Genomic DNA, 26543 nt, shown 5'->3' with positions numbered 1-26543 from the left:
CCTGCACGGTATCACTCCAGCGGGGTCAGCGCCGAAGCCTCATCGGCTATCGGTTCCGTGCGTCCATGCGGCAGCGGCATGTCGCCGGCGCCCATGTTGACGAACACGATCCTGTCGATGGTCAGGATGCTCTTGTGGGTGATCACGTTGCGCACCTCGCAGCGCAACGTGATCGAGGTGCGCCCGAAATGCGTGGCGCGAATGCCCATCTCGATGATGTCGCCCTCGTGGGCCGAGCTGACGAAATCGATTTCGGGCATGAAATTGCCGCAAAGCAATATGAAACATCAGATTCACCCTTGACCTGTCCGTCGGACAAGCCGCCAAACCTTGTCCTCGGCCATTCTCAGAGTAGATGAGCCGTTCGTGGCCGATCAACGCAAGCGCAGTGCGAGCCACGACAGCAATGCCAGCAGGTTGATGCCGAGTCGCGAGACGGCCGGGCCGGCCGCCGCCAGCACGAAGCCCTGGCTGCCGAAGTGCCAGTCGATGCCGAGCCTCGGCGCAGCCTGCAGCGTGGCGAACACATTCACGAAGGCGCCGCAGTGCAGCGCATAGCTGAAAACCGGAAACGCGACCAGCGGCAGCTGCAGCAACTGCGCCCAGCCCGACATGCGCACGCCGTGCTCGCTGCCGATCATCAACTGCACCCCGGCGGCCAGCACGAAGCCGTACAACCCCAGGCCGAGCAGCGCGACCAGACTGTCGTGGGCGCCGAACGGCAAAAGCCGATGCAGCATCGCTGCCACTCCATAGAAGCCACCGGCGATTTCGAGGATGCCGATCAGCCGAAAGAGAATGTTGCGCATGCAGAACTCCGGAAAAAATGAAGCCATTGTAGGAGCCCGCTGGCGGGCGATGCTCTTGCTCTGATGCCAGGTAGGAAAATCAAAACAAGAGCATCGCCTGCCAGCGGGCTCCTACACGCCGCTCCTAATGGGATGAGGGGAGATTATTCGAGCTCGTCGGCCAGTTCGTGCAGGTCGGCGAGATGTTGCTCCCACCAGCGCGACTCGGCCGCGAACGGAAACGCGGCGGGGAAGGCCGGATCATGCCAGCGCGCCGCGATCCAGCCGGCGTAGTGCAGCTGGCGCATGGCGCGCAAAGCCGGGATCAGCGCCAGCTCGCCGTCGTCGAAATCGCGGAATTGCCGGTAGCCCTCGAGCACGGCGTCCATCGCGCGTTCGTCGTTGGCCAGCATCCACAGATCCTGCACGGCCGGGCCGGTTCGCGCGTCGTCGAAGTCGACGAAGTGCGGGCCGGCATCGGTCCACAGCACGTTGCCCGGATGGCAATCGCCGTGCAGGCGCAATTGCCGGACCGGGCCGACCGCTTCCAGGCGGGCGCCGATAGCCGCATCGAGCCGTGTCGCCGCTGCGCGGTAGTTCGTCTGCAGCGAGACCGGCAGCAGGGTGGAGTCGAGTACGGCCTGCATCGGCTGCCGCACCATCGTGTCGCGATCGAGCCGGCCGCGATGCACGAAGGGCGTACGTGCGCCGACTCCATGCATGCGCGCGATCAGCCGGCCTAGCCATTGCAGTTGATCGACCGCCTCGAGTTCTGGCGCACGGCCGCCGCGGCGCGGCGTCAGCGCGTAGCGAAAACCGTCGTGCAGCAGCAGCGTATGGCCACCGAACACGAGCGGCGCGACCACGGGCAGTTCGGCATCGGCCAGCTCCTGCGCGAAGGTGTGCTCCTCGACGATGGCCGCATCGCTCCAGCGGCCGGGCCGGTAGAACTTCGCGATCACCGGCGCCGCGTCTTCCAGGCCGACCTGCCACACGCGGTTCTCGTAACTGTTCAGCGCCAGCAGGCGGCCATCCGGCCACAGTCCGCAGGCGGCAACGGCGTCCAGCACCAGGTCGGGGGTGAGGGAGGCGTAGGGCGTGTTGCTCAACGCAGTCCCACGGTGCATGCGGCAATCACCGCCATGGTGAGGCGCGAGATGCATATCAGCGCGCCGTCCTCGTTCTCGATGCGGATCTCCCACACCTGGGTGGTGCGGCCGAGATGCAGCGTCCGCGCGGTGCCGGTGACGGTGCCGCCGCGCACGCCGCGGATGTGGTTGGCGTTGATGTCGAGCCCGACCGCCAGCTCCTTTTCGGGATCCAGCGTGAGCATCGCGGCGGTGCTGCCCAGCGTTTCGGCCAGCACCACCGAGGCGCCGCCGTGCAGCAGGCCGTATGGCTGATGGGTGCGATGGTCGACCGGCATGGTGCCGGCCAGCCAGTCGTCGCCGACCGCGGTGATGCGGATGCCCAGCGTCTCCATCATGGTGTTGGCGCTCCACGCGTTGATGCGGGCAAGGTCGACGGGTTGTTTCCAGAGGCTCATCGTTGATTCCTGCAGGTCGTGCCCGCATTGTTGTCCGCTGCGATCGCAACGACAATGCACCTGGTGTTTACCGTTACCCTCAAATCCTCGGACCGCCAGTTTTCGGTGGCCGACGGCGAAACCGTGCTGGAAGCGGCGCAGCGGGCAGGCGTGGCCTTGCCGTATTCGTGTCGCGCCGGCGTCTGCGGCAGCTGCAAGGCCACCTTGCTCGAGGGTCATTGCGAATACCCGCGCAATCCGCCGCTGGCGCTGAGCGCCAGCGCGCTGGCCCATCATGCCGTGCTGCTGTGCCAGGCGGTGCCGACCAGCGACCTGCTGCTGGAGGCGCGCGAGGTGACCTCGGTGGAGGACATCGCGCGGCGCCAGCTAGGCATGGTGGTCACCGACAAATGGCAGCTGGCGCCGGATGTGACCGGCGTACGCTTGCTGCCCGCGCACGGCGAGCGCCGGCTCAACCGGTTGCCTGGTCAATACGTGGATGTGCTGCTGGAGGACGGCAGGCGCCGGCCGTTCTCGATCGCCAACGGCCCGCAGGCGGACGGCATGATCGAACTGCACGTACGCCACGTGGCCGGCGGCGGTTTCACCTCGTGGGTCAACGATGCCTTGAAGGTGGGCGATCACCTGCGCATCGAGGGACCGCTGGGCACCTTCGTGCCGCGCGAGGATTCCGAGCGGCCGATGCTGTTCATGGCCGGCGGCACCGGCTTCGCGCCGGTCAAGGCGATCGTCGAGCACTTCATCGCACTGGGCACGCGCCGGCCGATGCAGCTGTACTGGGGCGCGCGCGCGGCGGCAGATCTGTATATGCGCGCACTGGCCGAACGCTGGGCGCGCGAACTGCCCAACCTGCAGTTCCACGCGGTGGTGTCCGACCCGCAACAGGCCGCGGGCCTGCGCACCGGGCTGGTGCACGAGGCGGTGCTGGCCGACCAGCCCGACCTGTCCGGTTACGACATGTACATGAGCGGGCCGCCGGCGATGATCGACGCGGCCCATTCGTTGTTCCTCGACGCCGGCCTGCCGGAAGAGCGCCTGTACTACGACTCCTTCGAGTACGCGCCGGATGTGCTGGCGCAGATCATGGTCGCGCGCGCAGGCATCCACGATCGCTCCCTGTAGGAGCCCGCTAGCGGGCGATGCACTTGCTCTGATGGTCGGCTAGGAAAAATCAAAACAGGAGCATCGCCCGCTAGCGGGCTCCTACCGTCATTCCATCATCAGCGCGGCGGCTATTTATTGCCTTTGGCAACGGGCAACTGCGCTGCATGCCACGCCAGCACGCCGCCGCCCAGGGTGTAGACCTTCTCGAAGCCCGCCTTGACCAGCCGTTGCGCGGCTTTGACCGAGTTGCCGTGGCCATCCTTGTCCATCACCACGACAGGCATGTCCTTCGCCTTGGCCAGCTCTTTCTTCTCCGGATCAAACTGGCTCATCGCCACATGCTTTGCGCCGGGCACGTGCATCTTCTCGAAATCGGCTAACGAGGACAGATCGATCAGCAGCGGATTGTCGCGGTTGATCAGCCCGGTCAGCCCGGCTGGAGTCAGCTCCTTGGTCTTGCTGAAGAGCTGCATGATCTGCATGGCGACCAGGGCCACCAGCAGGATCACGAACAAGGCGACCAGAGCCACGTGATTGCCGATAAATTCGGGCAGCTTGTGCAGGATATCGTTCATCGTCAGTCCACAGGCGCGTTGGCTGCGCCGATCCGGGTAAACCGCCGATTATACGGGTACGGCACGGTCGCCGTGGCCGGCTCAGTCCTGGGTGATATCCGGCAGGCCGCTGGTCAGCCACCAGTGCTTGGTCTTTTCGTCGTAGTGCCAGCTCTGGTGGTCGACGATAGTCCGTTCGGACTGGGTGTGGACGTTGACCAGGCTGATCTGCGCGGTCTGCTGCACGTCGAAGTCGCCGGTGGGCACCGGGCCCGCGCCGGCGTCGTACTCGGTCACCCGCACCTGCCGGTAGCGCGCCTGATCCAGCTTGCTCAACGGATGGGCGGCACGGATGGCGGGCTCGATGAACTGCGCCGCACTCTGGAAATCACCCCAGCGCAGCGTGCTGCCATAGGCGTTGAGCGTAGTGGTCAGCGCATCGCTGCGGGCCTTGCTGGCGCAGCCAGCCAGCGACAGCACGGACAACAGCACGGCGAGAATGCTCGGTATGCGGCGCATGGGGGTCTCTTCCCGGGGGATACCCGCCCATTCTGCCTCAATCGCGCCCGCTTCAATCACGTCTTTTGGCGACGAACCGTGCGCTCAAGGTGGCGGCAGGCTTGCCGTGATCGCCCGGCACCACGCAGGCGACCTCGATGCGCGCCCGGCCGCGGGTGGTCAGCGTGTTGAAGAACGTGGTCCAGCGCGCGTCCGCGGCCAGCCGCGCCTCGCTGCGGAAGTCCTGCCATAGCGGCGACAGGTAGCGCACGCTGGATTCGGCCACGAACACGTCGCAGTCGTGGCCGTACCGGCGCAGCGCCATTTCGACCAGCGCCCACCCGCTCAGCGTCATCAGGCTGACCAGGCTGCCGCCGAATGCGCAGCCCTTGTCGTTGACGTTCGGCGCCAGCGGCGCCAGCAGGCTGAGCATGTCGTCGTCGCTGTGGATCAGCTGCACGTCCATCGCATGGGCCAGCGGCATCTTGTCGCGGATGAACTGGATCAGTTGTTGCGCCTGGTCGGTGGTGTCGTGGGTGGTGCTCACGTCGATGAGGGGTCCGTGGGGAAGGAAAGACCTCCCAGTGTAAGTCGACCGTTACACTGCGGCCATGGCGGCGAGCGGATGCGGTGCGCGGATGCGGCGACAATCTCCAGGGGACAACGAGGGTCTGCACGGCCGGATCGTGGTGATCACCCGCCCCGTCGGCACCGCCGCCGCGCTGGTGCGCCGGGTGCGCGCGCACGGCGGCGTACCGTTGCTGCTGCCGGGGCTGGCCTTGCGCGGAGCGATCGATAAGCCCGCTGTGCGCGCCGCTTTGCGCGCGGCGCTGCTGGACGAGTTGCTGGTTTTCACCAGCCCTGCGGCGGTGCGCCACGCCGCGGGACTGGAGCCGTTGCGAACCGCGGCCACGGTGCTGGCGGTGGGCCAGGGCACGGCGCGGGCGTTGCGCCGCTATGGCGTCGACGCGCCACTCGCACCCTCGCGGCAGGACAGCGAAGGACTGCTGGACCATCCTGCCCTGCACGATCCGCGCGGCCGCCGGATTGCCCTGATCGGCGCCGCCGGGGGCCGCGGCGTATTGCGTGACCAGCTCGCGGCGCGCGGCGCGCGGCTGCGCGAGCTGCATGTGTATCGGCGGGTACCGCCGCGGCTGGATCGCCGCCACCTCGATGCGTTGCTGCAGCTGCCGCCTTCGGCGCGGGTGCTGCTGTCCAGCGCCGAAGCGCTGCAGAATCTGCAGCAGCTGTTGCCGCCGCCGGCATGGACACGGCTGTGTGCGGCCACCGCGGTGGTCAGCAGCGAACGGCTGATGGCTGCCGCCCGCGCCGCCGGTTTCCATCGCATGGTGCTGGCCGCTTCGGCATTGTCGGCCGATATGCTCGATGCGGCGCGGTTCACGCGCTGATTCTTCACGCCATCGTGCTTCGAACGCGGCCGTATGGGCTGCTAGCATGTGCGCATGAGCAACGTAGACAAGCCGAACGAGCCCGCCGCGCCCGAGGGCGCCCGTCCCGACCGCGCGACGATGGATCCCGCGCCGGTCGATCCGTTGTCGAGCCGCCCGGCACGGGCTGCGGCCTCGAAGCCCGCGCCGCCATCGCGCGGTGGCGGCAGTCTGGCACTGGCGGTCTTGCTGGCACTGATCGCGGTGGGCGCGTCGGGCTACGTCGGCTGGCGTCAATGGCAGCAGGAACAGGGCAATGCCGCCGACAGCCGGCAGGTGGCCGGCCTGCAGCAGCGTGTGGCTACGCTGGAAGCCACGCTGGCCGGCGTCAACGGCGAACGCAACAGCCTCGATCAGCGCCTCAGCGATGCGGCGGCGGTCAACCGTTCGCTGCGCGAGGAACTGCTCGGCCAGGCCGAGCGCACCCGCAATCTCGAAGACGCGGTGGCGAAGCTGGCCGAGAAGAGCCTGTCCGGTCACGACGCGATGCTGCTGGACGAAACCGAATCGCTGCTGCGCTTGGGCAGCGAACGCTACACGCTGTTCCACGATGCGCAGGGTGCCTCCGCCGCGTATGCGCTGGCCGACCAGACCCTGGCCGCGGTCAACGACGGCGCATTCAGCGGGCTGCGCCAAAGCCTCGGCGCCGAACGCGAGGCGCTGGCGAAGAGTCAGCCGGCCAGTCAGGCCAGCGCGCTGCAACAGCTGACCGAACTGCGCGGCACGCTCGACAGCCTGCCGCTGAAACCGCTAAATCCGCCGGCTACGGCACAGGCGCAGGACGTGTGGTCGCGCATCGGCCGTGCGTTGGCCAGTGTGGTCAGCGTGCAGCGCGACAACGGCGCGCCGCTTTCGGTGGCCGACGCGCGTTTCGCACGTGAACTGGCGGCGCTCGATCTGGCCCAGGCGCAGGCCGCGTTGCTGGCCTACGACAGCAAGGGCTATGCGGCTGCGCTGCAACGCGTTGACAGCAGCTTGTCGACCCAGTTCGACGGCACTGCGCCAGCGGTACAGCAGGCGCACCGGACGCTCGCCGAACTGGCCAGGCGGCTGCCGGCCGGCGCACCGGTGCAGCTCGGTGCCGCGCTGACCGAACTGCGCAACTTGCGCGCGGTGCATGCGCTCAGTCCGGCCAACGCCACGCCGGCCACGGCCGGCAGCGCTGCGCGGGCGGGTGGAGCCCGGCCATGAGGGTATGGCGCTGGATTCTGCTGCTGGTGATCGTCGCCACACTGGCCGCGTTCGGCTGGCACTGGGTGGCCGAAGATCCCGGCTACGTGCTGCTGCGCCTGCGCGGGTGGCGGGCCGAAACCACGCTGGTCGCGGCGGTGGTGATCCTGTTGCTGGCGTGGGCACTGCTTGTCGTGTCGTGGCGCCTGCTGCGCTGGCCGTTCGGCGCGTTCTCGCGCCGGCACCGCAGGCTCAGCCAGCAGCGCATGGGCGATGGCCTGATCGCGCTGATCGAAGGCCGCCACGGCGACGCCGAGCGCGATCTCCATCGCGCCTCGCGCCTGGACAGCTTGCGCGGCCCGGCCCTGCTGGCCGCCGCCGAAGCCGCCTCACGTCGCGGCGAGCAGGGTCGCGCACTGGAAGCATTGAACCAGGCATCGCAGTCCGCGCCACAGGCCGCCCGCGTGCTGCGCGCCCGCCTGCTGCGCCGCGAAGGCAAGCCGGCCGAAGCGCTGGCCTTGCTGGTCCCCGAATCGGACAAGGGCACGCTGACGCCGGGCGGCTGGCGTGAGCTGGCACTGGCGGCATTGGCTCAAGGCGATATCCGGCGTGCCCGCGAAGCGCTGGATCCGTTGCAGAAGAGCGGCGCACTCGGCAGCCGCGCCTACGCCGCGCTGGAAGCCAGCGTACTCACCGCGGCGATCCATGCGGCGCCAGACGGCGCCAGCCTCAACACGCTGTGGTCGCAGTTGCCGAAGGCGCAGCGCCGGGTGCCTGCGGTGATCGAGGCGTATGCCCGCCGCGCGGCCTCGTTCGGCCTGACCCTGCCGGCGATGGATGAGGTCGAATCGGCACTGCGCCGCGAGTGGTCGCCGCTGCTGATCGAAACCTACGGCACGCTGGCCGGCGACGACATCGAGGCGCGTCTGCGCCGTGCCGAAGGCTGGCTCGACGCGCATCCGAACGACGCCAGCCTGCTGCTCACGCTGGGCCGCATGTGCGTGCGGCTCAAGTTGTGGGGCAAGGCCCGCCAGCACCTCGAACGCTCGCTCGCGCTGATACCGAGCACGGCCGCGTGGGAAGCGCTGGGCGATGCGTTTGCCGGGCAGGGCGACGCGGAACAGGCGCAACGCTGCTATCGCAACGCGCTGGCCTTCGGTCGCGGTGGCGTGGTCACCCCGCTGGCGCAACGTGCGCAAGCCGGCCAACCCGACACGCAGCCGATCGCGATCGAGGAACGCAATGAGCATGGGGTGCCGAGGTTGCGGGGGTAGTTCGAGCGTGAGCCTCAAGACATCGGTTGAGAGAGGTCTGCTTTCGACTCTAAGGGTGGTCTGAACAAGTCCGAATTTTCCAGTGCTTGTCACCGCAAATCATCAAGGTAAAAGGCTTCTGATTTTCGCGTCTGGACTAGTTCAGAGCATCCCTAAAGGTAGTAATTTGCATCAGGCCGCTTCCAGCTAGACCGCATCGGGGCGTGACTGACAAGGGCGGCTGGTGCGCGCACTATGCTCATGCGCATAAACCTGGAGCAAAAACGAGAGATCGGCGCAATGGCTAGTAACAAGATCAGGGTTGTCGTGAAAACTCCCGACAATGTTCATCGACCGATTTTGTGGTTTAAGGCAAACAATAAGGATGAGTTCTTTTGGGGGGTGTATGGACGGCAGAATGGTGGTGCCGTTCTACGCGGCGAGTGGAATAACCGACACACGGTCGCTGATAGCGCGAGAAATCAACGATATAGATTGAAGAGCTGTAGGGGGAAATCTATATCGTTCGATCATTTTTCATCGCATGTGGACGGCACTTTCCACCTAAAGTGCAAAGGTGAGAGTGGCACGCTATACAGCCACAAAACACAAAAAGTCACGGGTATTGGTAATGATGCGCCTATCTTTGTAGAGGCGACATTACTGACAGATGAGGTCAATTCGTATAGTCCATCCGAACCACGTGCTTCTGATCACGCTATAGGTGCACCACCTGGGAATTTCCTAAAGATTTTCTTCGCAATAGCAGGCCGCAACCATCCGTACTCTGATTTGTTGGTGGAGTATAGAAAGGCTGACCAGGATGTTGGTCCAAATTTTGAGTTTGGATCATTCCAGTTCCAATCCATCATTTCGCATCAAGAAATCTCTGATCGCCCTGATGGAAGTGCAGGAACAGTTGTGTCGCTACGGTTTGAAACGACCTCAAGGCTGTGGTTGTTGAAGGCATTTCTGTTCATGTAGATCTACAGCGGCGTCAGGTTCGCATACGCCGCCACCAGCCATTTGCTGCCGGCCGCTTCGAAGTTCACCTGCAGCCGCGTATGCGCGCCGCTGCCTTCGGCGCTGATCACCACGCCTTCGCCGAAGCTGGGGTGGCTGACCCGCTGGCCCAGCTTCACCGGCAGGGTTTCCTCCAGCGACGGCGATATTTCGGTAGAGCGGCCGACGTAGAGTGGACGGGTGACCTGCACGCGCGGACGTACTTCGTCGATCAGTTCGGCCGGCATCTCGCCCAGGAAACGCGATGGCCGCGCCAGCATCTCGGTGCCGTGCATGCGCCGCGATTCGGCATGGGTGACGATGAGCTTTTCGCGGGCGCGGGTGATGCCGACGTAGGCGAGCCGCCGCTCCTCTTCCAGCCGCCCCTCGTCGTCGACCGAGCGCTGGCTGGGGAACAGGCCTTCCTCCATGCCGACCAGAAACACCACCGGAAACTCCAGCCCCTTGGCCGAGTGCAGCGTCATCAGCTGCACACAGTCGTCCCACGCCTCGCCCTGGTTCTCGCCCGCTTCCAGGGCGGCATGCGACAGGAATGCCGACAATTCGCCGAGGCCGGCGTCGATGTCTTCGGCGGTGCGCTCGAAGCGGCTGGCGACGTTGACGAGTTCGTCCAGGTTCTCCACCCGCGACTCGGCGTTGCCGCGCGAGTCCTTCTCGTAGAAGTCGCGCAGGCCGGTGTGGGTGATCGCGTGGTCGATCTGTTCGGCGAGGTTCAACGAAGCCCCCTCGCCCCCGGCAGCGCCGGGGGCGAGGGGGCTGAACGTGCGGGCCATCTCGTCGATCAGCGTGAGGAACGCCCTCACCGCATTCTTCGCGCGGCCGGCCAGCTCGCTGCCGCCGCTCAGCTCGGACAGCGCGGCTTCCCACATCGAGGTGTTCTCGCCGCGTGCGCGCCTGCGCAGCGCGTCCAGCGTGCGATCGCCGATACCGCGCGGCGGCCTGTTCACCGCGCGCTCGAACGCCGCGTCGTCATGGCGGTTCGCGGTAAGGCGCAGATAGGCCAGCGCATCCTTGACCTCGGCGCGTTCGAAGAAGCGCTGACCGCCGTAGACGCGGTACTTGATGTTGCGCTGGGTCAGCTGCTCCTCGAAGTTGCGCGATTGCGCGTTCGAGCGATACAGGATCGCACAATCCTTCGCGTGGCCGTGCTCGCTGATGTATTCGCGGATGCGCTCGATCACGAAACGCGCCTCGTCCTGCTCGTTGTACGCGGCGTACAGCGCGATGCGTTCGCCGTCCTCGCCCGCCGTCCACAGCTGCTTGCCGAGACGGCTGCCGTTGCGCTGGATCACGCCGTTGGCCGCTTTCAGGATGGTCGAGGTGGAGCGGTAGTTCTGTTCCAGCTTGATCGTGCGGGCGCCGGGGAAGTCGCGCAGGAACTGCTGCACGTTCTCCACTTTCGCGCCGCGCCAGCCGTAGATCGCCTGATCGTCGTCGCCAACCACGAAGACCTGGCCGGTCGCGCCGGCGAGCACGCGGATCCAAGCGTACTGCAGCGTGTTGGTGTCCTGGAATTCGTCGATCAGCAGGTAGCGCCAGCGCTGCTGGTAGTGCTCCAGCACGGCGGGATTCTTCAGCCACAGCTCGTGCGCGCGCAGCAGCAGTTCGGCGAAATCGACCAGGCCGGCGCGGCGACACGCGTCCTCATAGGCCTTGTAGATGTTTACGAATGTATGTGTGACCGGATGATCGCGATGCTCGATGCTGTCCGGCCGCTTGCCCTCGTCCTTCCAGCTGTTGATCTGCCAGCTGGCCTGGCGCGGCGGAAATTTCGCATCGTCCAGCCCCAGCCCGGCGACCACCCGCTTGACCAGGCGCAGCTGATCGTCGGCATCCAGGATCTGGAAGGTTTCCGGCAGGCCCGCCTCGCGCCAGTGCCGGCGCAACAGGCGATGGGCGATGCCGTGGAAGGTGCCGACGGTGAGGCCCTGGGTGCCGCCGGGAATCAGCGCTTCCAGCCGCGCGCGCATTTCGCCGGCCGCCTTGTTGGTGAAGGTGACGGCGAGCACCGCCCACGGCGGCACCCGCTCGGCCTGGGTCAGCCAGCCGATGCGGTGAGTGAGTACGCGGGTCTTGCCGGAACCGGCGCCGGCCAGCACCAGGTAATGGCCGGGCGGGGCGCAGACAGCTTCGCGCTGGGCTTCGTTGAGCGGGTCGATCAGGTACGAGACATCCATCGCACCCATTGTAGTGGCCGCAAAGAAAAACCGCCGCGACGGCGGCGGTTTCCCGGAGGTTTCGGCGCAGCTCAACCCTTCTTCATGAAACCGCCCAGCGCCAGCAGAGCACCGACCGCGATGCCGGCGATGCCGATCCACTGGGGCACGCCCTTGTCGTGAGTGGCGGTTATCTTGGCCGAGCCGACTTGCAGCAGCGTGTCGGTGTCCTGGTAACTGGCATGGCCGGAGACGACCCAGATGCCGGCCACCAGCAAGATGATGCCGACGATGATCAGTCCTGCGCGCATGGATGCTTCCCCTTTGATAAATGTGACTCGAGGGTTCGAGTATGCCGATTGCCGGTGTGCACAGAAAGTACATGCCGGGAAGCATGGTCCGGACAGCAGGCAAAAAAAGGCCCTGAAGGTTAGGGGGGACCTTCAGGGCCGGGCGGACGCGAGGGACCCAGGGGAGAGGTTCGCGTCCGTGGCGGCTCAGGGAGGTGAGCCAGCCATGGATGCCGTTGCGTGCATCCGATAACTTTGATGCGGATTCGGCGGGAAAGTTTCAAGGTCAGGCAAAAAAATTTATTGCGGGTTCATCTGACGAAAACTTAACGGGTAAAGGTGAACGGCAGCCTCAGTGCGCTTCGTCCCAATTCGCCCCCACACCGACATCGACCAGCAGGGGCACCGCCAGTTCCGCGGCGTCGGACATCCTTTCGATCACCGCGGCGCGCACTTCGTCGACCGCGTCGGCGCGCACCTCGAATACCAGTTCGTCGTGTACCTGCATCAGCATGTGGGCGTCGTCGCGACCCTTCAACCAGCCGGCAACCGCGATCATCGCGCGCTTGATGATGTCGGCCGCGCTGCCCTGCATCGGCGCATTCACCGCGGCACGCTCGGCGCCCTGGCGCAGGCCTTGATTGCGCGAGGTGAGGTTTTCCAGGTACAGCCGGCGGCCGAAAATGGTTTCGACATAGCCGTCGCGATGCGCCTGTTCGCGCGTGGCATCCATGAATGCCCGCACGCCGGGATAACGCGAGAAATAGCGGCCCATGTAATCGCCGGCCTCGCCACGGTCGACACCGAGCTGGCGTGCCAGCCCGAAGGCGCTCATGCCGTACATCAGGCCGAAGTTGATCGCCTTGGCGGCGCGGCGCTGGTTGGTGGTGATCTCTTCCGGCGGCACGCCGAACACTTCCGCGGCGGTGGCGCGATGCACGTCGCCGCCGGCATGGAACGCGCGCAGCAGGCCTTCGTCGCCGGACAGGTGCGCCATGATGCGCAGTTCGATCTGCGAATAGTCGGCGGCGAGCACCTTCCATCCCGGCGGCGCGATGAACGCCTGGCGGATGCGCCGGCCTTCCTCGGTGCGTACCGGGATGTTCTGCAGGTTGGGATCGGACGAGGAGATCCGCCCCGTCGCCACCGAGCCCTGGTGATAGCTGGTGTGCACGCGACCGGTGCGCGGATTGACGATGCCCGACAGCTTGTCGGTGTAAGTCGAGCGCAGCTTGGCCAGGCCGCGGTAGTCGAGGATCAGCCGCGGCAGTTCGTGCGTATCGGCGATCGCTTCCAGCGCTTCCTCGTTGGTGGACGGCTGGCCGGTCGGCGTCTTCAGTTTCGCCTGCAGGCCGAGCTCGTCGAACAGCACCGCCTGCAGCTGCTTGGGCGAATCGAGGTTGAATTCATGCCCGGCCAGTATGTACGACTGCTGCTGCAGTTCCAGCATGCGCTTGCCCAGTTGCTGACTCTGTCGGCGCAATTCGTCCCCGTCGATCAGCACGCCGCGCTGTTCCATCCCGGCCAGCACCGGCACCAGCGGGATCTCGATCTCCTCGTAGACCTTGCACAATGCGGGGACGCTCTCGAGCTTGGGCCACAGCGCACGATGCAGGCGCAAAGTGACGTCGGCGTCCTCGGCGGCGTAGCGGCAGGCGGTGTCCAGATCCACCTGCGAGAACGAGATCTGCTTGGCGCCCTTGCCGGCGACCTGCTCGTACTTGATCGTCTCGTAGCCCAGGTACTTCTTCGCCAGCGAGTCCATGTCGTGGCGTGTGGCGGTGGCGTTCCATACGTAGGACTCCAGCATCGAGTCGTGCTTCAGACCCTGCACGACGATGCCGTAGTTCGACAAGATGTTGATGTCGTATTTTGCGTGCTGGCCGAGCTTGGGGCGGGTCGGGTCCTCGAAGATCGGCTTCAGCGCGCGCAGCACCTCGTCGCGATCGAGCTGAGGCGGCGCACCGGGATAATCGTGGCCTAGCGGGATGTAGCAAGCCTTGCCCGCTTCCACCGCAAAGCTGATGCCGACGATGTCCGCGCGCATCGCGTCGATGCTGGTGGTCTCGGTATCGAACGCGATCAGCTCCGCTTGGCGCAGTTTTTCCAGCCAGGCGTCGAATGACGGTCGGGTGGTGACCAGCTCGTACTCGCCCGGCGCGGAAAATTCCATCTGTAGGAGCGCACCCTGTGCGCGATGATCTTCGCTTCGATCGATATCAGGGCTATCGCGCACAGGGTGCGCTCCTACAGGTTCCTTCGCGGCCTCCAGTTCCTTCAAAGCCGCCTTGAACTCGTAGCGGGTGTACAGCTCGCGCAGTTGCGCAGTGTCGGCGTCGCGCTGGGCCAGGTCGGTAGGCGCGAACTCCAGCGGCACGTCGGTCTTGATCGTCACCAGCTCGCGCGACAACGGCAGTCGCGGAAGTGCCTCGCGCAGGCTTTCGCCGATCTTGCCGCCAACTTTGTCGGCGTTCGCGATGACGCCGTCCAGCGTGTGGTATTCGGCCAGCCACTTGGCAGCGGTCTTGGGTCCGCACTTGGGCACGCCGGGCACGTTGTCCACGGTGTCGCCGGTGAGCGCGAGGAAGTCGATGATCTGCTCCGGCCGCACGCCGAATTTTTCGATCACGCCGTCGTGGTCCATCACCGTGTTGCTCATGGTGTTGACCAGCGTGACGTGCGGGCTCACCAGTTGCGCCATGTCCTTGTCGCCGGTGGACACCAGCACTTCGATGCCCAGCGCCTGGGCCTGTACGGCCAGCGTGCCGATCACGTCGTCGGCCTCCACGCCGGGCACGCGCAGGATGGGGAAGCCGAGTGCGGCGACGATCGCCAGCATCGGCTCGACCTGCGCGCGCAGGTCGTCCGGCATCGGCGGGCGGTGCGCCTTGTACTGGGCATACAGCGCGTCGCGGAAGGTCGGGCCGGGCGCGTCGCTGACGAAAGCCAGATATTCCGGCTTCGCCTTCAGCGTGGCGCGCAGCATGTTGACCACGCCAAACAGCGCGCCGGTCGGCTCGCCGCGCGCGTTGCTCAACGGCGGCAACGCGTGGAACGCGCGGTACAGGTAAGAGGAGCCGTCGATCAGGATTAATTTGGGCATGGGGTGTGCTGACCTATGCGAAGCAGGTCGCGCCGGGAGCTGTTTGCCGGCGGGACAAGGAAGAGTGAAGGAGTGTATGTCGATACACGACTGAATGATGACGCAGTGCCGCCGGCAAACAGACCCGGCCCTTCGGGTTGCCCTGCCGTGGCCGCCATGCGGCGGCGCGCAGTTTGGCCATGCGATGAGCATGGCCTGCACTTCGCACCACCACCTGACAGCCACGGCAGGGCAACGCGGCCTGCTTCGCATAGATCAGCACACCCCACCATTCTCGCATGCATGCACGAAACGTCGCGCTTCACGGAAGGTCGGCCGGTGCGCTGCTATGCTCAGCTCCCCGATCGAGGTTGCCGCCATGAAAACCGCCGCGTTGCTGGTTGCCGCCAGCGTCCTGTTCGCTTCGAGCCTGCTGGTATCGAACGTATCCGCGCAGTCGTCTCCCTCGACCAACGTACCGCCGCCGCCCGGGATCAACGATCCGGGTGTGCAAGCCGTGGCGCCGGCGGCCAAGCCCGCCGCCAAACCCCGTCCGGCCCATGCCGCAACGGGGCACCGTCCCCTGGACCTGAAACCGCAGGCACTGCCCGCGATGCATGACGACGGCAGCGCCCACGCCGGGCGCGACAAGTCGGTGCCCGAGATCCAGGTACGCCAGGAAGGCGACAACAGCATCCAGGAATACAGCCGCAACGGCCGCGTCTACATGGTGGTGGTGACACCCAAGAACGGCATCGAACAGACCTACATGGTCGATCCCCAGGGCCGGCTGGTCGATGAACACGGCCAGAAACCGGTGGGCCCGGTGATGTACAAGGTGCTGGAGTGGGGCAAGGCCAAGCCACCAGCCGAGAATTCGAGCGGGGCAACGCCCAGCGACAACGGGCACTGAGCCTGGCGTCGAACGTCGCCGTCGGCGCCATGAGCCGCGGCTACGCCGTAGCGGTCTCGAACGGAGAGCAAGGCGATGCAACTGCGTGAAAGCTGGCTGCTGTTTGCGTTGGGCTCGGCGCTGTTCGCGGCGCTGACCGCCTTGTTCGGCAAACTCGGCGTGGTCGGCATCAACTCCAACCTCGCCACTTTCATCCGTACCATCGTGATCCTGGTCGTCACCGCCGGCATCCTCAGCCTGCGCCAGGAGTGGGTCAAACCCACGGGACTGCCACTGCACAGCTGGCTGTTCCTGGTGCTGTCCGGCATCGCCACCGGCCTGTCCTGGCTGTGCTACTACCGCGCGCTGCAGCTGGGCCCGGTAAGCAAGGTGGCACCGATCGACAAGCTCAGCGTGGCGCTGGCGATCGTGCTGGGACTGGTGTTTCTCGGCGAACGCCCGAGCTGGCCACTGCTGGTCGGCGGCGTGTTGATCGTGGCCGGCGCCATGGTGATTGCGCTGTTCTGACGACGGCTATGCCGGATCGTCCAGTTCCGGATAGTGGCGAAAGATGCCGTCCTCGTTGAACGCCAGCCGGCGCGGCGACTGGAGGTAGGCGGCAATGTTCGGGCGCTGGGCGACCCGCTGCCTGAGCGTGGTGAGCTGCGGCAGCTTGGGCGACAACCGGCGCATCGCACGCGGAAACGCGTAGTCCAGTCCGCTCATCAGCTGGAACAGCGACAGGTCGACGTAGGAATGTCGACGCAGAGGGTGGCGACCGCCGCCACGCTGCAGCACGTGCTCGAAGTAACCGAGGAATTTGGGCAGCCGCGTCCGGCGAAGATCGGCGGCGCGCCGCTTCGCCTCCGCCTTCTGGTCCGCGTAATACAGCCCGCCGGCAACCGGATGGTGGCTGTCGTGCACTTCGGCGACGATGTCGCTGATGGTCAGTTCCAGCTGATGCGCGTAGATGCGTCCGGACTCGCTGTCGGATACGAGACCGAGTCGCGGACCGAGATACTGCAGGATGTTGGCGGTCTGCGCGATGACCAGCCGGCCGGCCTTGAGGAACGGCGGCGCGAACGGCGGCGCGCCTTCGTGCTCTCCTTCGAGAAAGGCGGCCATGACGCCGTCGCCTTTCTCACGCGCCACGTCGACGTAGCTGGCGCCGGCATCTTCCAGCGCCAATCGCACGAACTCGCCGCGGCCCTGGATGCCCGTCCAGTAATACAACTCGTAACGCATGGCAGCCTCCCGTTCGAAGACCCCATGCTGGAACAGAAAACTTCCACGACGCGTGTAGGAGCCCGCTAGCGGGCTCCTACCATGGTTTGCATACGCCTCAGTGGCGGAAGTGGCGCATGCCGGTGAACACCATCGCCATGTCGTGCTCGTCGGCGGCTGCGATCACTTCGCTGTCGCGCATCGAACCGCCGGGCTGGATCACTGCAGTGATGCCGGCCGCCGCGGCCGCGTCGATGCCATCGCGGAACGGGAAGAACGCATCGGATGCCATCACCGAGCCGCGCACCTCGAGCTTCTCGTCGGCCGCCTTGATGCCGGCGATCCGGGCGCTGTAGACGCGGCTCATCTGGCCGGCGCCGATGCCGATGGTCTGGCGGTCGCGGGCGTAGACGATCGCATTGCTCTTGACGAACTTGGCCACCTTCCAGGCGAAGATCAGGTCGTGGATCTGCGCCTGGGTCGGTACGCGGCGGGTGACGATCTTCAGATCCTCCACGCCGATCATGCCGGTGTCGGCGCTCTGGATCAGCAGGCCGGAGCCGACGCGCTTGGTGCTGTTGCCGGGATGGGCGTGCTGCCGGCCGCCTTGCTCCATGCCCGCCGGCAGCGGGATTACCAGCACGCGCACGTTGCCCTTCTTCGCGAAAGCCTTCAGCGCCTCGTCCGCGTAGGCCGGCGCCAGCACCACTTCGACGAACTGGCGCTCCACGATGGCCCGCGCGGTGGCGCCGTCCACCTTGCGGTTGAACGCGATAATGCCGCCGAAGGCCGAAGTGGGATCGGTCTGGTGGGCGAGATCGTAGGCACGGCCGACGCCGTCCAGGCTTACCGCCACGCCGCAGGGGTTGGCATGCTTGACGATCACGCAGGCCGGCTTGACGAAGCTGCGCACGCACTCCCACGCGGCGTCGGCGTCGGCGATGTTGTTGAACGACAGCTCCTTGCCCTGCAGCTGGCGGAACGTGGCCAGCGTGCCGGGTGCCGGATGCAGGTCGCGATAGAACGCGGCCTGCTGATGCGGGTTCTCGCCGTAGCGCAAGTCCATCACTTTCACGAAGCGGCTGTTGACCTGGCCGGGGAAGGCGGCATGGCCGGCGATCGCGTCCTGCGTCTGGTTGAGCTCGAGGCCGGACAGGTAGTCGCTGATCGCGCCGTCGTAGCTGGCGACATTGTTGAACGCGGCGACGGCGAGCTTGAAGCGGGTGTTGCGGCTGAGGCCGCCGTGCTGTTCGATCTCGGTCAGCGCATCCGCGTATTGGTCGGGCGAGGTCAGCACGCCGACGTCATTCCAGTTCTTCGCCGCCGAACGCAGCATCGCCGGGCCGCCGATGTCGATGTTCTCGATCGCGTCTTCCAGCGTGCAATCCGGCTTCGCCACCGTGCTCTCGAACGGATACAGGTTCAGCACCAGCAGGTCGATCGGCGCGATACCCAGCTCGGCCATCACCGCGTCGTCGGTGCCGCGTCGGCCCAGCAGGCCGCCATGCACTTTGGGGTGCAGCGTTTTCACGCGGCCGTCCATGATCTCGGGGAAACCGGTGACGTCGCTGACGTCGGTGACGGCGACGCCGGCCTCGCGCAGCGCCTTCGCGCTGCCGCCGGTGGAAAGCAGCTCGATACCCTTGGCGGCGAGGCGCCTGCCCAGATCGATCAGGCCGGTCTTGTCGGAAACGCTGAGCAGGGCGCGACGGACCGGAACGAGCTGGGCGGTGGACATGAGCGGGTTTCCATGAGGGGAAAGCCGCTCATTATAGCCGTCCGATTGATGGAGGGCTCCGGTGGAAGCTACAGCAGGCCGTGCGCGGCCAGTTTCTTGCGCAAGGTGGCGCGGTTGATTCCCAACGCACTGGCCGCACGGCTCTGGTTGCCGTCATGAAAGGCCAGCACCTCGCGCAGCATGGGCAGTTCGACCTCGCGCAGCACCAGCGCGTGCAGGCCCTCGGTGCATTCGGTATCGCCGATGTCGGCGAGATAGCGCCGCACCGTACGGCTGACGCATTCGCTCAGCGCACTGGAAGAGCCGGCATTGTGCTGAGGGCCGGCGCTGTGTGCGCCTGCACTCTGCGACGAGGTCTGTATTGCGGCCTCGACGACAGGCAGTCTTACGGCATTCACGGGCATCTTCCCTCACGTACGAGGCGGCCGCTGTACGGGCCGCTGACTATGGTTATGACTGATGTTGCAGGTCGCGGCGTATGTCGAATACTGATCGGCGTTCTGCGAGAGGGGTCGAGTCTACCCGCGCCGGCCGATAATTTTAAGTCCCGGTCGCTCTATTCGAAGTCGAATTCGAACGCCACGGCCTTGTCGCCCGGGTCCTCGATCTCCAGCAGGAGCACGGCGCTGGTGCCGGGTGCCAGGCCGCGATGCAGAATCGCGCTGTCGTCGAGGTATTCGCGCGGCTGCAGCCGGCGCATCGCGATGCGCCGGCCCTGCGCATCGGACAAGGTGATCACGAGGATCGGATAGGGTTGCGCGAAGATCGCGTCATTGCGCACGCTGGCGCTGATCATCAGCGCGCCGGCAACGCTGGGATGCGCCTGCACGTTGCTGGCGAGCAGCTGCAGCTGCTCCGGCGCGGCGACCAGCGGAACCTGGCAGCCGAGCACGGCGCAGCTGCTGCGCAGCCAGCCGCCCACGGCGGGATTGCGGATCAGCGCATCGCGCTCGGCCCAGGCCAGCTGGATGGCGAGTAGCAGCATCAGCAGCAGGCACGCGACGAGCCACGGCCAGCGCCGCTCGCCGGACGCGCGCAGGTGACGCCGAGGCGAGCGCTGGTGCGATCGCCTGGGCTGCTTGGCTCGCGGTTCGCGGGCGAAACGCGGCGCGAATACCAGCTGCGAGAAATCCTCGGCGGCCGGTTCGTCGACCACGACCACCTCGTCCTGGATGACGGTCGGCGGCTGGGGTCGCGGTCGATAGACCACCAGGTCGAGGCGCGGCGGTTCGAACGCTGGTTCGTTCACTTCCATTTCGACGAATGGTTCGGGCGGCAGCTGATCGGCGAGCGTGGCGACACTGTCGAAGCTGGCCTCGCAATGTCCGCACACGACGTGGCCGTGCGCCTTCGCGAGCGTCTGCGCGTCCAGCGAGAACACGGACAGGCATTCGGGGCATTGTGTATACATGCAGGCCGTTTTGGATCGGTGTCCCGCAAGCTTAGCAGGCTGCTTGCGCCGGCAAGCCGCGGACTGTCTCAGCGGCGGCGGCGACCGCTGATGCGGACCCAGTCTTCGCGCGTATCCACCCGCAAATCGTCGAACCATTCGGCGTAACGCTGCAGCAGTTCGTCCTGCTGGCCGGCCAGGATGCCGGAAATCGCGAACGGTGCGCCGGGCTTCGCGGCGGCAGCGAACGTCGGCGCCAGTTCGCCGAGCGGACCGGCGAGGATATTGGCGATGAACACGTCGGCAGGAGCGGCATTGGCGTCGAAATCCTGCGGGAGGAACACGGCGAGACGATCCGCCACGTCATTGCGTTCGGCGTTGTCGAGCGAAGCGGTGAGCGCCTGCGGGTCGTTGTCGACGCCGACCGCGCTGGCTGCGCCGAGCTTCAATGCGGCGATCGCCAGGATGCCGGAGCCGCAGCCGAAGTCGGTCAACGCCTTGTCGGCAAGGTCCAGGCCATCCAGCCATTCCAGGCACAACGCGGTGGTGGGATGGGTGCCGCTGCCGAACGCGAGGCCGGGATCGAGCCGCACGACTACCAGCTCTTCATCCCCACCTTCGTTGTGCGTAGGCGGCTCGATGTTCCACGGATAGATCCACAGCCGCCGTCCGAACGGCATCGGCTTGAACTGGTCCATCCAGGCACGTTCCCAGTCCTGGTCGGCGACGTCGCGGAACGTGAGCTGATCCGGCTCCAGCCACGGCAGCAGCTCGCCGAGCGCCTCGGCCAGGCCGCGCCGGTCGGCGCCGGCGTCGAACAGCGCATTCAGCGCGATCGTCGGCCATAGCGGCAACTCGCCCACGCCGGGCTCGAAGATCGCCTGCTCGTCCGGCGTCTCGGCATCGGCGTCCTGCAGCGTGATCGACAAGGCGCCGAGATCGTCCAGCGCTTCTTCGGTGCCGGGTTGCTGCTCGGTGCGGACGATGAGGGAGAGTTCGAGAAAGGGCATGGGCGAGGAGAGAAAATAGTGAAGAGGAGTGAGTAAAGAGAGGGAAGGCCCGTAGCCGGATGGATGCGGAGGAAGGCGCGCTTCCTCTCATTTCTCACTTCTCTTCACTCACCACTTGTCTTGTGTTCCTTCTGCTCCGCCATCCGCTTTTCCAGGTAGTGGATGTTTTGCCCGCCATGCTGGAAGCCGACGTCGGCCATGATCCGCTGCTGCAGCGGGATGTTGCACTTGACGCCCTCGATCACCGTCTCGGCCAGCGCCAGGCGCATGCGCGCGATCGCGGTCTCGCGGTCGGGGCCGTGCACGATCAGCTTGCCTATCATCGAGTCGTAGTTCGGCGGGATCTTGTAGCCGTCGTAAAGATGGGTGTCCACGCGCACGCCGGGGCCGCCGGGTGCCTCGAAGCGCTTCACCGTGCCGGGACTGGGCATGAAGGTGTCGGGATCCTCGGCGTTGATGCGGCATTCGATCGCATGGCCGCGGATCACGATGTCTTCCTGCTTGATCGACAGCTTCTCGCCACCGGCGATCAGCAACTGCTCGCGCACCAGGTCGATGCCGGTGATCAGTTCGGTCACCGGATGCTCGACCTGGATGCGCGTGTTCATCTCGATGAAGTAGAAGCGGCCGTTCTCGTACAGGAACTCGAACGTGCCCGCGCCGCGGTAGTTGATGCGGATGCAGGCGTCGACGCAGACCTTGCCGATCGCCGCGCGCTGCTCCGGCGTGATGCCTGGCGCCGGCGCTTCCTCGACCACTTTCTGGTGGCGGCGCTGCATCGAGCAGTCGCGTTCCCCGAGATGGATCGCGTTGCCCTGGCCGTCGGCGAGCACCTGAATCTCCACGTGGCGCGGATTTTCCAGGAACTTCTCCATGTAGACCTGCTCGTTGCCGAATGCTGCCTTGGCTTCGGCCTTGGTCATGGTGATCGCATTGCCCAGGTGGGCTTCGGTGCGCACTACGCGCATGCCGCGACCGCCGCCGCCGCCGGCGGCCTTGATGATTACCGGGTAGCCGATCTCGCGGGCAATGTGGATGTTCTCGTCGACATTCTCGCCAAGCGGACCGCCGGAACCGGGCACGCACGGCACGCCGGCCGCCTTCATCGCCCGGATCGCCTCGACCTTGTCGCCCATCAGGCGGATCACCTCGGCGGTCGGGCCGATGAACACGAAGCCCGACTGCTCCACCTGCTCGGCGAAGTCCGCGCGCTCGGACAGGAAACCGTAGCCTGGATGGATCGCCTGGGCGTCGGTGATCTCGGCCGCTGCGATGATGCGCGGAATGTTGAGGTAGCTGTCGACCGATGGACCGGGGCCGATGCAGATCGACTCGTCGGCCAGGCCGACATGCTTCAGATTGCGATCCACGGTGGAGTGCACCGCCACGGTCTTGATGCCCAGACTGTGGCAGGCGCGCAGCACGCGCAGCGCGATTTCGCCGCGGTTGGCGATGACGACCTTCTCGAGCATCCGGGCGGCCTCAGGCAATCACGAACATGGGTTCGTCGAATTCCACCGGCTGGCCGTTCTCCACCAGGATCGCCTGCACGGTGCCGGCCACGTCGGCCTCGATCTGGTTGAACATCTTCATCGCCTCGATGATGCCCAGCGTCTCGCCGGCCTTGACCTGCTGGCCGACCTTGACGAAGGCCGGCGTGCCCGGCGTCGCGGACGCGTAGAACGTGCCGACCATCGGCGCCTTGACCACGTGGCCGGCCGGCAGCGCATCGGCGGCCGGAGCTTCGGCGACGGCTGCGGCGACCGGAGCGGCGGCGACCGGAGCGGGCGCGACAGTGGCGGCGACCGGAGCGGCGGCGATCGGCGCGGTGTTCTTGGGCACGCGCGACAGGCGGACGACTTCCTCGCCCTCCTTGATCTCCAGTTCGGCGAGGTTGGATTCCTCGAGCAGGTCAATCAGCTTCTTGATTTTGCGCAAATCCATCGGATCAGCCTTTTTCAGTCATGCCACCACGGGTGGCCGGAAGGGAATGAGTTGGCCGTGCGGCCAGGTTCGTCGTCTTAGGCCGCGTCGGACGCCGGCGCGCGCAGTCGCTGGATCGCCGCTTCCAGTGCGAGCCGGTAGCTGTCGCCACCGAAGCCGCAGATCACGCCGACGGCGAGATCCGCCAGGTAAGAGTGATGGCGGAATGCCTCGCGTGCGAACACGTTGGACAGGTGCACTTCGATGAACGGGATCGCCACCGAGGCCAGTGCGTCGCGCAAGGCGATGCTGGTATGGGTCAAGGCGCCGGCGTTGATCAGGATCATCGCGGTCTGGTCGTCGCGGCCCTGATGGATGCGGCCGATCAGCTCGTGCTCGGCGTTGGACTGGCACCAGGCCAGCTCGTGCCCGGCTTCCAGCGCGCGGGCCGCCAGCCGCTGATTGATGTCGACCAGCGTCTCGCGGCCATAGATCTGCGGCTCGCGCACACCCAGCAAGTTGAGGTTGGGTCCGTGCAGGACCAGGATTTTCGCCACAGCAATCGTCCAGCTTGCGTCCGGCGGCTCCGGAATCCGGCGCAGTGTGCGCGTAGTCGCGAATCTTGTCCAGTTCACCGCAGATCGGCGATGTTTGGCGGAGAAGAGCAAAAATCCGTGCGGATGCGTATGTGAGCCTCGCTCAGCGCACGGCGTGCGCCGGGTTCAGCCACTGTTCCAGCTGCGGGGCAGACAGCGCACCTTCATGTGTAGCCAAGATGCGCCCATCGGTGCCGATCAGCACGCTATAAGGCAATATTTCACGAGAATCGCCCAATTGCAGCGATGTGCTCGGCGGAGCCATCTGGCCTAGTAAAATCGGGTAATCCACCGGATGTTCGGCCAGAAAGGCGCGTACGCGAGCAGGCTCATCCATCGCAATACCGAGCACGATCGGCGCATGATCGCCGAACTTTTCCTGTGCCTGATTCAACGTCGGCATCTCTTCCAGGCACGGCCCGCACCAGCTGGCCCAGAAATTGAGCAAGATGCGGCGGCCGCGCGGGTCGTCGAGGCGGTGCGGCTTGCCGTCGAGATCGGACAAGACGAGTGCGGGTAGCGGTTGGCCGATCAGCGCCGAATTCGCCGGCGCCGGCTGCTGCCCGCGATGTTCGACGTAACCGCCGATGGCGGCGGCCAGTACGGCCAGGCCCAGAATCAGCCAGTTGCTGCGGCTCAACATCAGCGCGCAGCCTCGGTCAACGCCTGCTCGACCCGTGAGGAAGTCAGTACCGTCGACAACTGCCTGCCCGGGCCGCCGTTTTTCGGGAACACCACGTACAGCGGTACGCCAGGCGAGTGGTATTGCTGCAGAAAGGCGCTGATGGTCGGATTGACGTCGGTCCAGTCGCCTTTCATGTAGACCGCGCCGGTGCGCCGAAGCAGGTCGCGGAACGCCTGCGTGTCCAGCACCGTGTGCTCGTTCGCCTTGCAGGTGACGCACCAGTCGGCGGTCATGTCGACGAAGACCGGGGTGCCGGCCGCGCGCAGTTCGGCCAGTTTCTCCGGGCTGTAGGCAACCACGCCTTCCTCGGTCGCGGCGGCACTCGACGGCGGCGGCACGTGGGCGAGCAAGTACATCGGCACCAGTGTGGCGATCGCCAGTACGGCGACCAGCGCCTTGCTGATGGCGCCGCGCGAACGGCTGCGCTCGAACCACCACAGCGTCATCGCCAGCAGCACCATCGCCACCAGCACCAGGCCGACCGCATCGGCACCCCGCTGGTTCGCCAGTACCCAGACCAGCCACACCGCGGTCAGATACATCGGGAAGGCCAGTACCTGCTTCAGCGTCTCCATCCAGCGTCCCGGCCGCGGCAACAGGCGCGCCAGCGCCGGCACGAAGCCGATCAGCAGGAACGGCAACGCCAGTCCGATGCCCAGCGCGAGAAACACCAGCAGCGCAGCCAGCATCGGCGCGGCGAACGCATACGCCAGCGCGCTGCCCATGAAAGGCGCAGTGCAAGGACTGGCCACCACCACCGCCAGCACGCCGGTGAAGAAATCGCCAGCCGGACCGGAGCGATAGGCCAGGCTGGCGCCGGTATTGCCCAGCGTGGCGCCGAACTGCACCACGCCGGACATCGACAGTCCGACCGCCAGCATCACGCAGGCCAGCGCGCCGACCAGCAGCGGCTGCTGCAATTGAGTGCCCCAGCCCAGTGCGTGACCGACCGAGCGCAAGGCGATAATGCCCAGACCCAGCGCGGCAAAACTGACCAGCACGCCGGCGGTATAGAACAACGCATGTCGACGCGCCGTGGCGCCGTTCTCGCCGCTCTCCAGCACGCTGACCGCCTTGATCGACAATACCGGCAGCACGCACGGCATCAGGTTCAGCACCAAGCCGCCACCCAGCGCGAGTAGCAGCGCGGCGATCAGGCTGACCTGCAACGGGCCTTCGCCAATGCTGGCCGGCGGCGGCTCCGGCGCCGCCTCAATGGTCTGGCCGTTTGCGGCAACGCCGCTGCCGAGATCGACGCTTACCGCACGCGTCATCACCGGATAGCACAGGCCGCCGTCCTGGCAGCCCTGGAAGCTGGCCTCCAGCGCCAGTTGCCTGCGCCCGGCGAGATCGCCCTCTATCGTTACCGGCAACTCCACCTGATCGAAGTACACGCTGACATCGCCGTAATGCTCGTCGTGATGCCGGGTGCCGGCCGGCCAGGCCGGCTTCAGGCCGAGACCGGCTGCATCCTCGAGCTTGAGTACGGTCTGGTCGCGATACAGGTAATAGCCCTTCGGCATCGTCCAGCGCAGCAGCAGTCGATGCGGGTTCTGCGCCAGCGCCTCGAAACGGAACGCCTGTTCGGCCGGCAGCGGCGAGCCGGCCGTGCCCGCGGTCACGCTGTTTGCGCGGCTGCCCAATTGCCCCAGCGCGGCACCCAGCGGATTGCCGTCGGCGGGTGAGGCCGTGCCGCCGGAGTTGGCCGGCAGCGGCAGATCCAGTTGTTCGGTATGCGGCGGATAGCAGATTTTCGGATCGACCTCGTGGCAGCCCTGGTACTGCACGCTCAGCTTCAGCCGTGTGGTACCGGCCGCGACGGTGTAGGGCAGGCTGGCATCGATAGCGTGGTGATAGGTCTCGACATCGCCCAGGTATTCGTCGTGGTGTTTCTCGCCGTCGGGCAGCCGTGCCTCGCCCAATGTCACTCCGTCGCCAGCCTTGAACTTCATGCGGCCGCGGTAGAGGTAATAGTCCGGCGCAATCGTCCAGTGCAGTTTCAGTACGCCGGGCGTGGCGGCGTCGGCGCTCAACTTGTACGCCTCGGTGACCGGGAGCAGATCGGCGGTGCTCTGCGCGAATGCAGGCAGCGCACCAGGCAACAGGCCCAGCCACACAATCAGGCGAACGGCCCATCGGCCGGCAGGCAGCGATCGCATCACGACTCCAGGAA

At 66.0% G+C, this 26543-nt stretch carries 27 protein-coding genes; 7 read left to right on the top strand and 20 right to left on the bottom strand.

Features of this window, described 5'->3' with window-relative positions:
• Window positions 1-11: 11 nt before the first annotated feature.
• From ACFPPB_RS05580 to ACFPPB_RS05565, 4 genes are all read right to left on the bottom strand, one after another.
• Window positions 12-260 carry a hotdog domain-containing protein gene (locus tag ACFPPB_RS05580; protein WP_377325189.1) on the bottom strand — a complete coding sequence of 83 codons (249 nt, stop codon included), beginning with the start codon at window positions 258-260 and terminating at the stop codon, window positions 12-14.
• A 114-nt stretch (window positions 261-374) separates the two neighbouring features.
• A complete protein-coding gene (locus ACFPPB_RS05575; RefSeq protein WP_377325187.1) occupies window positions 375-809 on the bottom strand; it encodes a hypothetical protein in 435 nt (144 codons plus the stop codon).
• A 143-nt stretch (window positions 810-952) separates the two neighbouring features.
• Entirely contained in the window at window positions 953-1915 is a 963-nt protein-coding gene (locus ACFPPB_RS05570) for a serine/threonine protein kinase (RefSeq protein ID WP_377325185.1), read from the bottom strand.
• Window positions 1894-2334, bottom strand: coding sequence for a hotdog fold thioesterase (locus ACFPPB_RS05565; protein ID WP_377325183.1), 441 nt, complete (start codon window positions 2332-2334; stop codon window positions 1894-1896). Before ACFPPB_RS05565 ends, ACFPPB_RS05570 begins: the two co-directional genes overlap by 22 nt.
• Before the next feature lie 54 nt (window positions 2335-2388).
• Between ACFPPB_RS05565 and ACFPPB_RS05560 the strand changes: the two genes are divergently transcribed.
• Window positions 2389-3456, top strand: a complete 1068-nt coding sequence (locus ACFPPB_RS05560; protein ID WP_377325181.1) for a 2Fe-2S iron-sulfur cluster-binding protein — start codon at window positions 2389-2391, stop codon at window positions 3454-3456.
• A gap of 110 nt (window positions 3457-3566) precedes the next feature.
• Here the strand turns inward: ACFPPB_RS05560 and ACFPPB_RS05555 are convergent, their stop codons facing one another.
• From ACFPPB_RS05555 to ACFPPB_RS05545, 3 genes are all read right to left on the bottom strand, one after another.
• Window positions 3567-4013, bottom strand: a complete 447-nt coding sequence (locus ACFPPB_RS05555) for a rhodanese-like domain-containing protein (RefSeq protein WP_377325179.1) — start codon at window positions 4011-4013, stop codon at window positions 3567-3569.
• Window positions 4014-4094: 81 nt separating this feature from the next.
• Window positions 4095-4511 (bottom strand): hypothetical protein, encoded by a 417-nt coding sequence (locus ACFPPB_RS05550; RefSeq protein WP_377325177.1) that lies wholly within the window; start codon window positions 4509-4511, stop codon window positions 4095-4097.
• A 52-nt stretch (window positions 4512-4563) separates the two neighbouring features.
• Window positions 4564-5037 (bottom strand): YiiD C-terminal domain-containing protein, encoded by a 474-nt coding sequence (locus ACFPPB_RS05545; protein ID WP_377325175.1) that lies wholly within the window; start codon window positions 5035-5037, stop codon window positions 4564-4566.
• Window positions 5038-5128: 91 nt separating this feature from the next.
• Between ACFPPB_RS05545 and ACFPPB_RS05540 the strand changes: the two genes are divergently transcribed.
• The 4 genes from ACFPPB_RS05540 (at window position 5129) to ACFPPB_RS05525 (ending at window position 9345) form a co-directional block, all read left to right on the top strand.
• Window positions 5129-5899 carry a uroporphyrinogen-III synthase gene (locus tag ACFPPB_RS05540; RefSeq protein WP_377325173.1) on the top strand — a complete coding sequence of 257 codons (771 nt, stop codon included), beginning with the start codon at window positions 5129-5131 and terminating at the stop codon, window positions 5897-5899.
• Window positions 5900-5953: 54 nt separating this feature from the next.
• Window positions 5954-7129: a uroporphyrinogen-III C-methyltransferase gene (locus ACFPPB_RS05535; RefSeq protein WP_377325171.1), complete on the top strand. Its 1176-nt coding sequence runs from the start codon at window positions 5954-5956 to the stop codon at window positions 7127-7129.
• A complete protein-coding gene (locus tag ACFPPB_RS05530) occupies window positions 7126-8382 on the top strand; it encodes a heme biosynthesis HemY N-terminal domain-containing protein (protein ID WP_377325170.1) in 1257 nt (418 codons plus the stop codon). The genes ACFPPB_RS05535 and ACFPPB_RS05530 overlap by 4 nt, the downstream gene beginning before the upstream one ends.
• 240 nt (window positions 8383-8622) lie before the next feature.
• On the top strand, window positions 8623-9345 hold the full coding sequence (locus tag ACFPPB_RS05525) for a hypothetical protein (protein ID WP_377325168.1): 723 nt from the start codon (window positions 8623-8625) through the stop codon (window positions 9343-9345).
• Window positions 9346-9347: 2 nt separating this feature from the next.
• Here the strand turns inward: ACFPPB_RS05525 and uvrD are convergent, their stop codons facing one another.
• From uvrD to polA, 3 genes are all read right to left on the bottom strand, one after another.
• Window positions 9348-11561: a DNA helicase II gene (gene uvrD, locus ACFPPB_RS05520; RefSeq protein WP_377325167.1), complete on the bottom strand. Its 2214-nt coding sequence runs from the start codon at window positions 11559-11561 to the stop codon at window positions 9348-9350.
• 71 nt (window positions 11562-11632) lie between these two features.
• Complete coding sequence (locus tag ACFPPB_RS05515; protein WP_377325165.1) at window positions 11633-11851, bottom strand: hypothetical protein; 219 nt, start codon at window positions 11849-11851, stop codon at window positions 11633-11635.
• A 331-nt stretch (window positions 11852-12182) separates the two neighbouring features.
• On the bottom strand, window positions 12183-14933 hold the full coding sequence (gene polA / locus ACFPPB_RS05510; RefSeq protein ID WP_377325163.1) for a DNA polymerase I: 2751 nt from the start codon (window positions 14931-14933) through the stop codon (window positions 12183-12185).
• Window positions 14934-15291: 358 nt separating this feature from the next.
• Between polA and ACFPPB_RS05505 the strand changes: the two genes are divergently transcribed.
• On the top strand, window positions 15292-15825 hold the full coding sequence (locus ACFPPB_RS05505; RefSeq protein ID WP_377325161.1) for a DUF2782 domain-containing protein: 534 nt from the start codon (window positions 15292-15294) through the stop codon (window positions 15823-15825).
• Between the two features lie 75 nt (window positions 15826-15900).
• Window positions 15901-16332 carry an EamA family transporter gene (locus ACFPPB_RS05500; protein ID WP_377325159.1) on the top strand — a complete coding sequence of 144 codons (432 nt, stop codon included), beginning with the start codon at window positions 15901-15903 and terminating at the stop codon, window positions 16330-16332.
• 6 nt (window positions 16333-16338) lie between these two features.
• Here ACFPPB_RS05500 and ACFPPB_RS05495 read toward each other — a convergent pair whose 3' ends face one another.
• The 10 genes from ACFPPB_RS05495 to ACFPPB_RS05450 form a co-directional block, all read right to left on the bottom strand.
• Window positions 16339-17049 (bottom strand): glutathione S-transferase, encoded by a 711-nt coding sequence (locus ACFPPB_RS05495; RefSeq protein WP_377325157.1) that lies wholly within the window; start codon window positions 17047-17049, stop codon window positions 16339-16341.
• A 97-nt stretch (window positions 17050-17146) separates the two neighbouring features.
• Window positions 17147-18766: a bifunctional phosphoribosylaminoimidazolecarboxamide formyltransferase/IMP cyclohydrolase gene (purH, locus tag ACFPPB_RS05490; protein WP_377325155.1), complete on the bottom strand. Its 1620-nt coding sequence runs from the start codon at window positions 18764-18766 to the stop codon at window positions 17147-17149.
• 68 nt (window positions 18767-18834) lie between these two features.
• Window positions 18835-19170: a helix-turn-helix domain-containing protein gene (locus ACFPPB_RS05485; RefSeq protein ID WP_377325154.1), complete on the bottom strand. Its 336-nt coding sequence runs from the start codon at window positions 19168-19170 to the stop codon at window positions 18835-18837.
• A 152-nt stretch (window positions 19171-19322) separates the two neighbouring features.
• Window positions 19323-20177, bottom strand: coding sequence for a zinc-ribbon and DUF3426 domain-containing protein (locus tag ACFPPB_RS05480; protein WP_377325152.1), 855 nt, complete (start codon window positions 20175-20177; stop codon window positions 19323-19325).
• Window positions 20178-20245: 68 nt separating this feature from the next.
• Entirely contained in the window at window positions 20246-21166 is a 921-nt protein-coding gene (gene prmA, locus ACFPPB_RS05475) for a 50S ribosomal protein L11 methyltransferase (protein ID WP_377325150.1), read from the bottom strand.
• A gap of 104 nt (window positions 21167-21270) precedes the next feature.
• Window positions 21271-22638, bottom strand: a complete 1368-nt coding sequence (gene accC / locus ACFPPB_RS05470; RefSeq protein ID WP_377325148.1) for an acetyl-CoA carboxylase biotin carboxylase subunit — start codon at window positions 22636-22638, stop codon at window positions 21271-21273.
• A gap of 10 nt (window positions 22639-22648) precedes the next feature.
• A complete protein-coding gene (accB, locus tag ACFPPB_RS05465) occupies window positions 22649-23110 on the bottom strand; it encodes an acetyl-CoA carboxylase biotin carboxyl carrier protein (RefSeq protein ID WP_377325146.1) in 462 nt (153 codons plus the stop codon).
• Between the two features lie 77 nt (window positions 23111-23187).
• Window positions 23188-23646, bottom strand: a complete 459-nt coding sequence (gene aroQ, locus ACFPPB_RS05460; RefSeq protein ID WP_377325144.1) for a type II 3-dehydroquinate dehydratase — start codon at window positions 23644-23646, stop codon at window positions 23188-23190.
• 142 nt (window positions 23647-23788) lie between these two features.
• Complete coding sequence (locus tag ACFPPB_RS05455) at window positions 23789-24328, bottom strand: TlpA family protein disulfide reductase (protein WP_377325142.1); 540 nt, start codon at window positions 24326-24328, stop codon at window positions 23789-23791.
• Window positions 24328-26529: a protein-disulfide reductase DsbD family protein gene (locus tag ACFPPB_RS05450; protein WP_377325140.1), complete on the bottom strand. Its 2202-nt coding sequence runs from the start codon at window positions 26527-26529 to the stop codon at window positions 24328-24330. The genes ACFPPB_RS05455 and ACFPPB_RS05450 overlap by 1 nt, the downstream gene beginning before the upstream one ends.
• Window positions 26530-26543 lie beyond the last annotated feature (14 nt).

Origin of the sequence: Rhodanobacter terrae (genome assembly GCF_042657005.1) — a bacterium.
GTDB classification, from domain to species: Bacteria; Pseudomonadota; Gammaproteobacteria; order Xanthomonadales; family Rhodanobacteraceae; genus Rhodanobacter; species Rhodanobacter terrae.
Note: the sequence above shows the minus strand (reverse complement) of the source record. Positions and strands in the feature narration are given on the sequence as shown.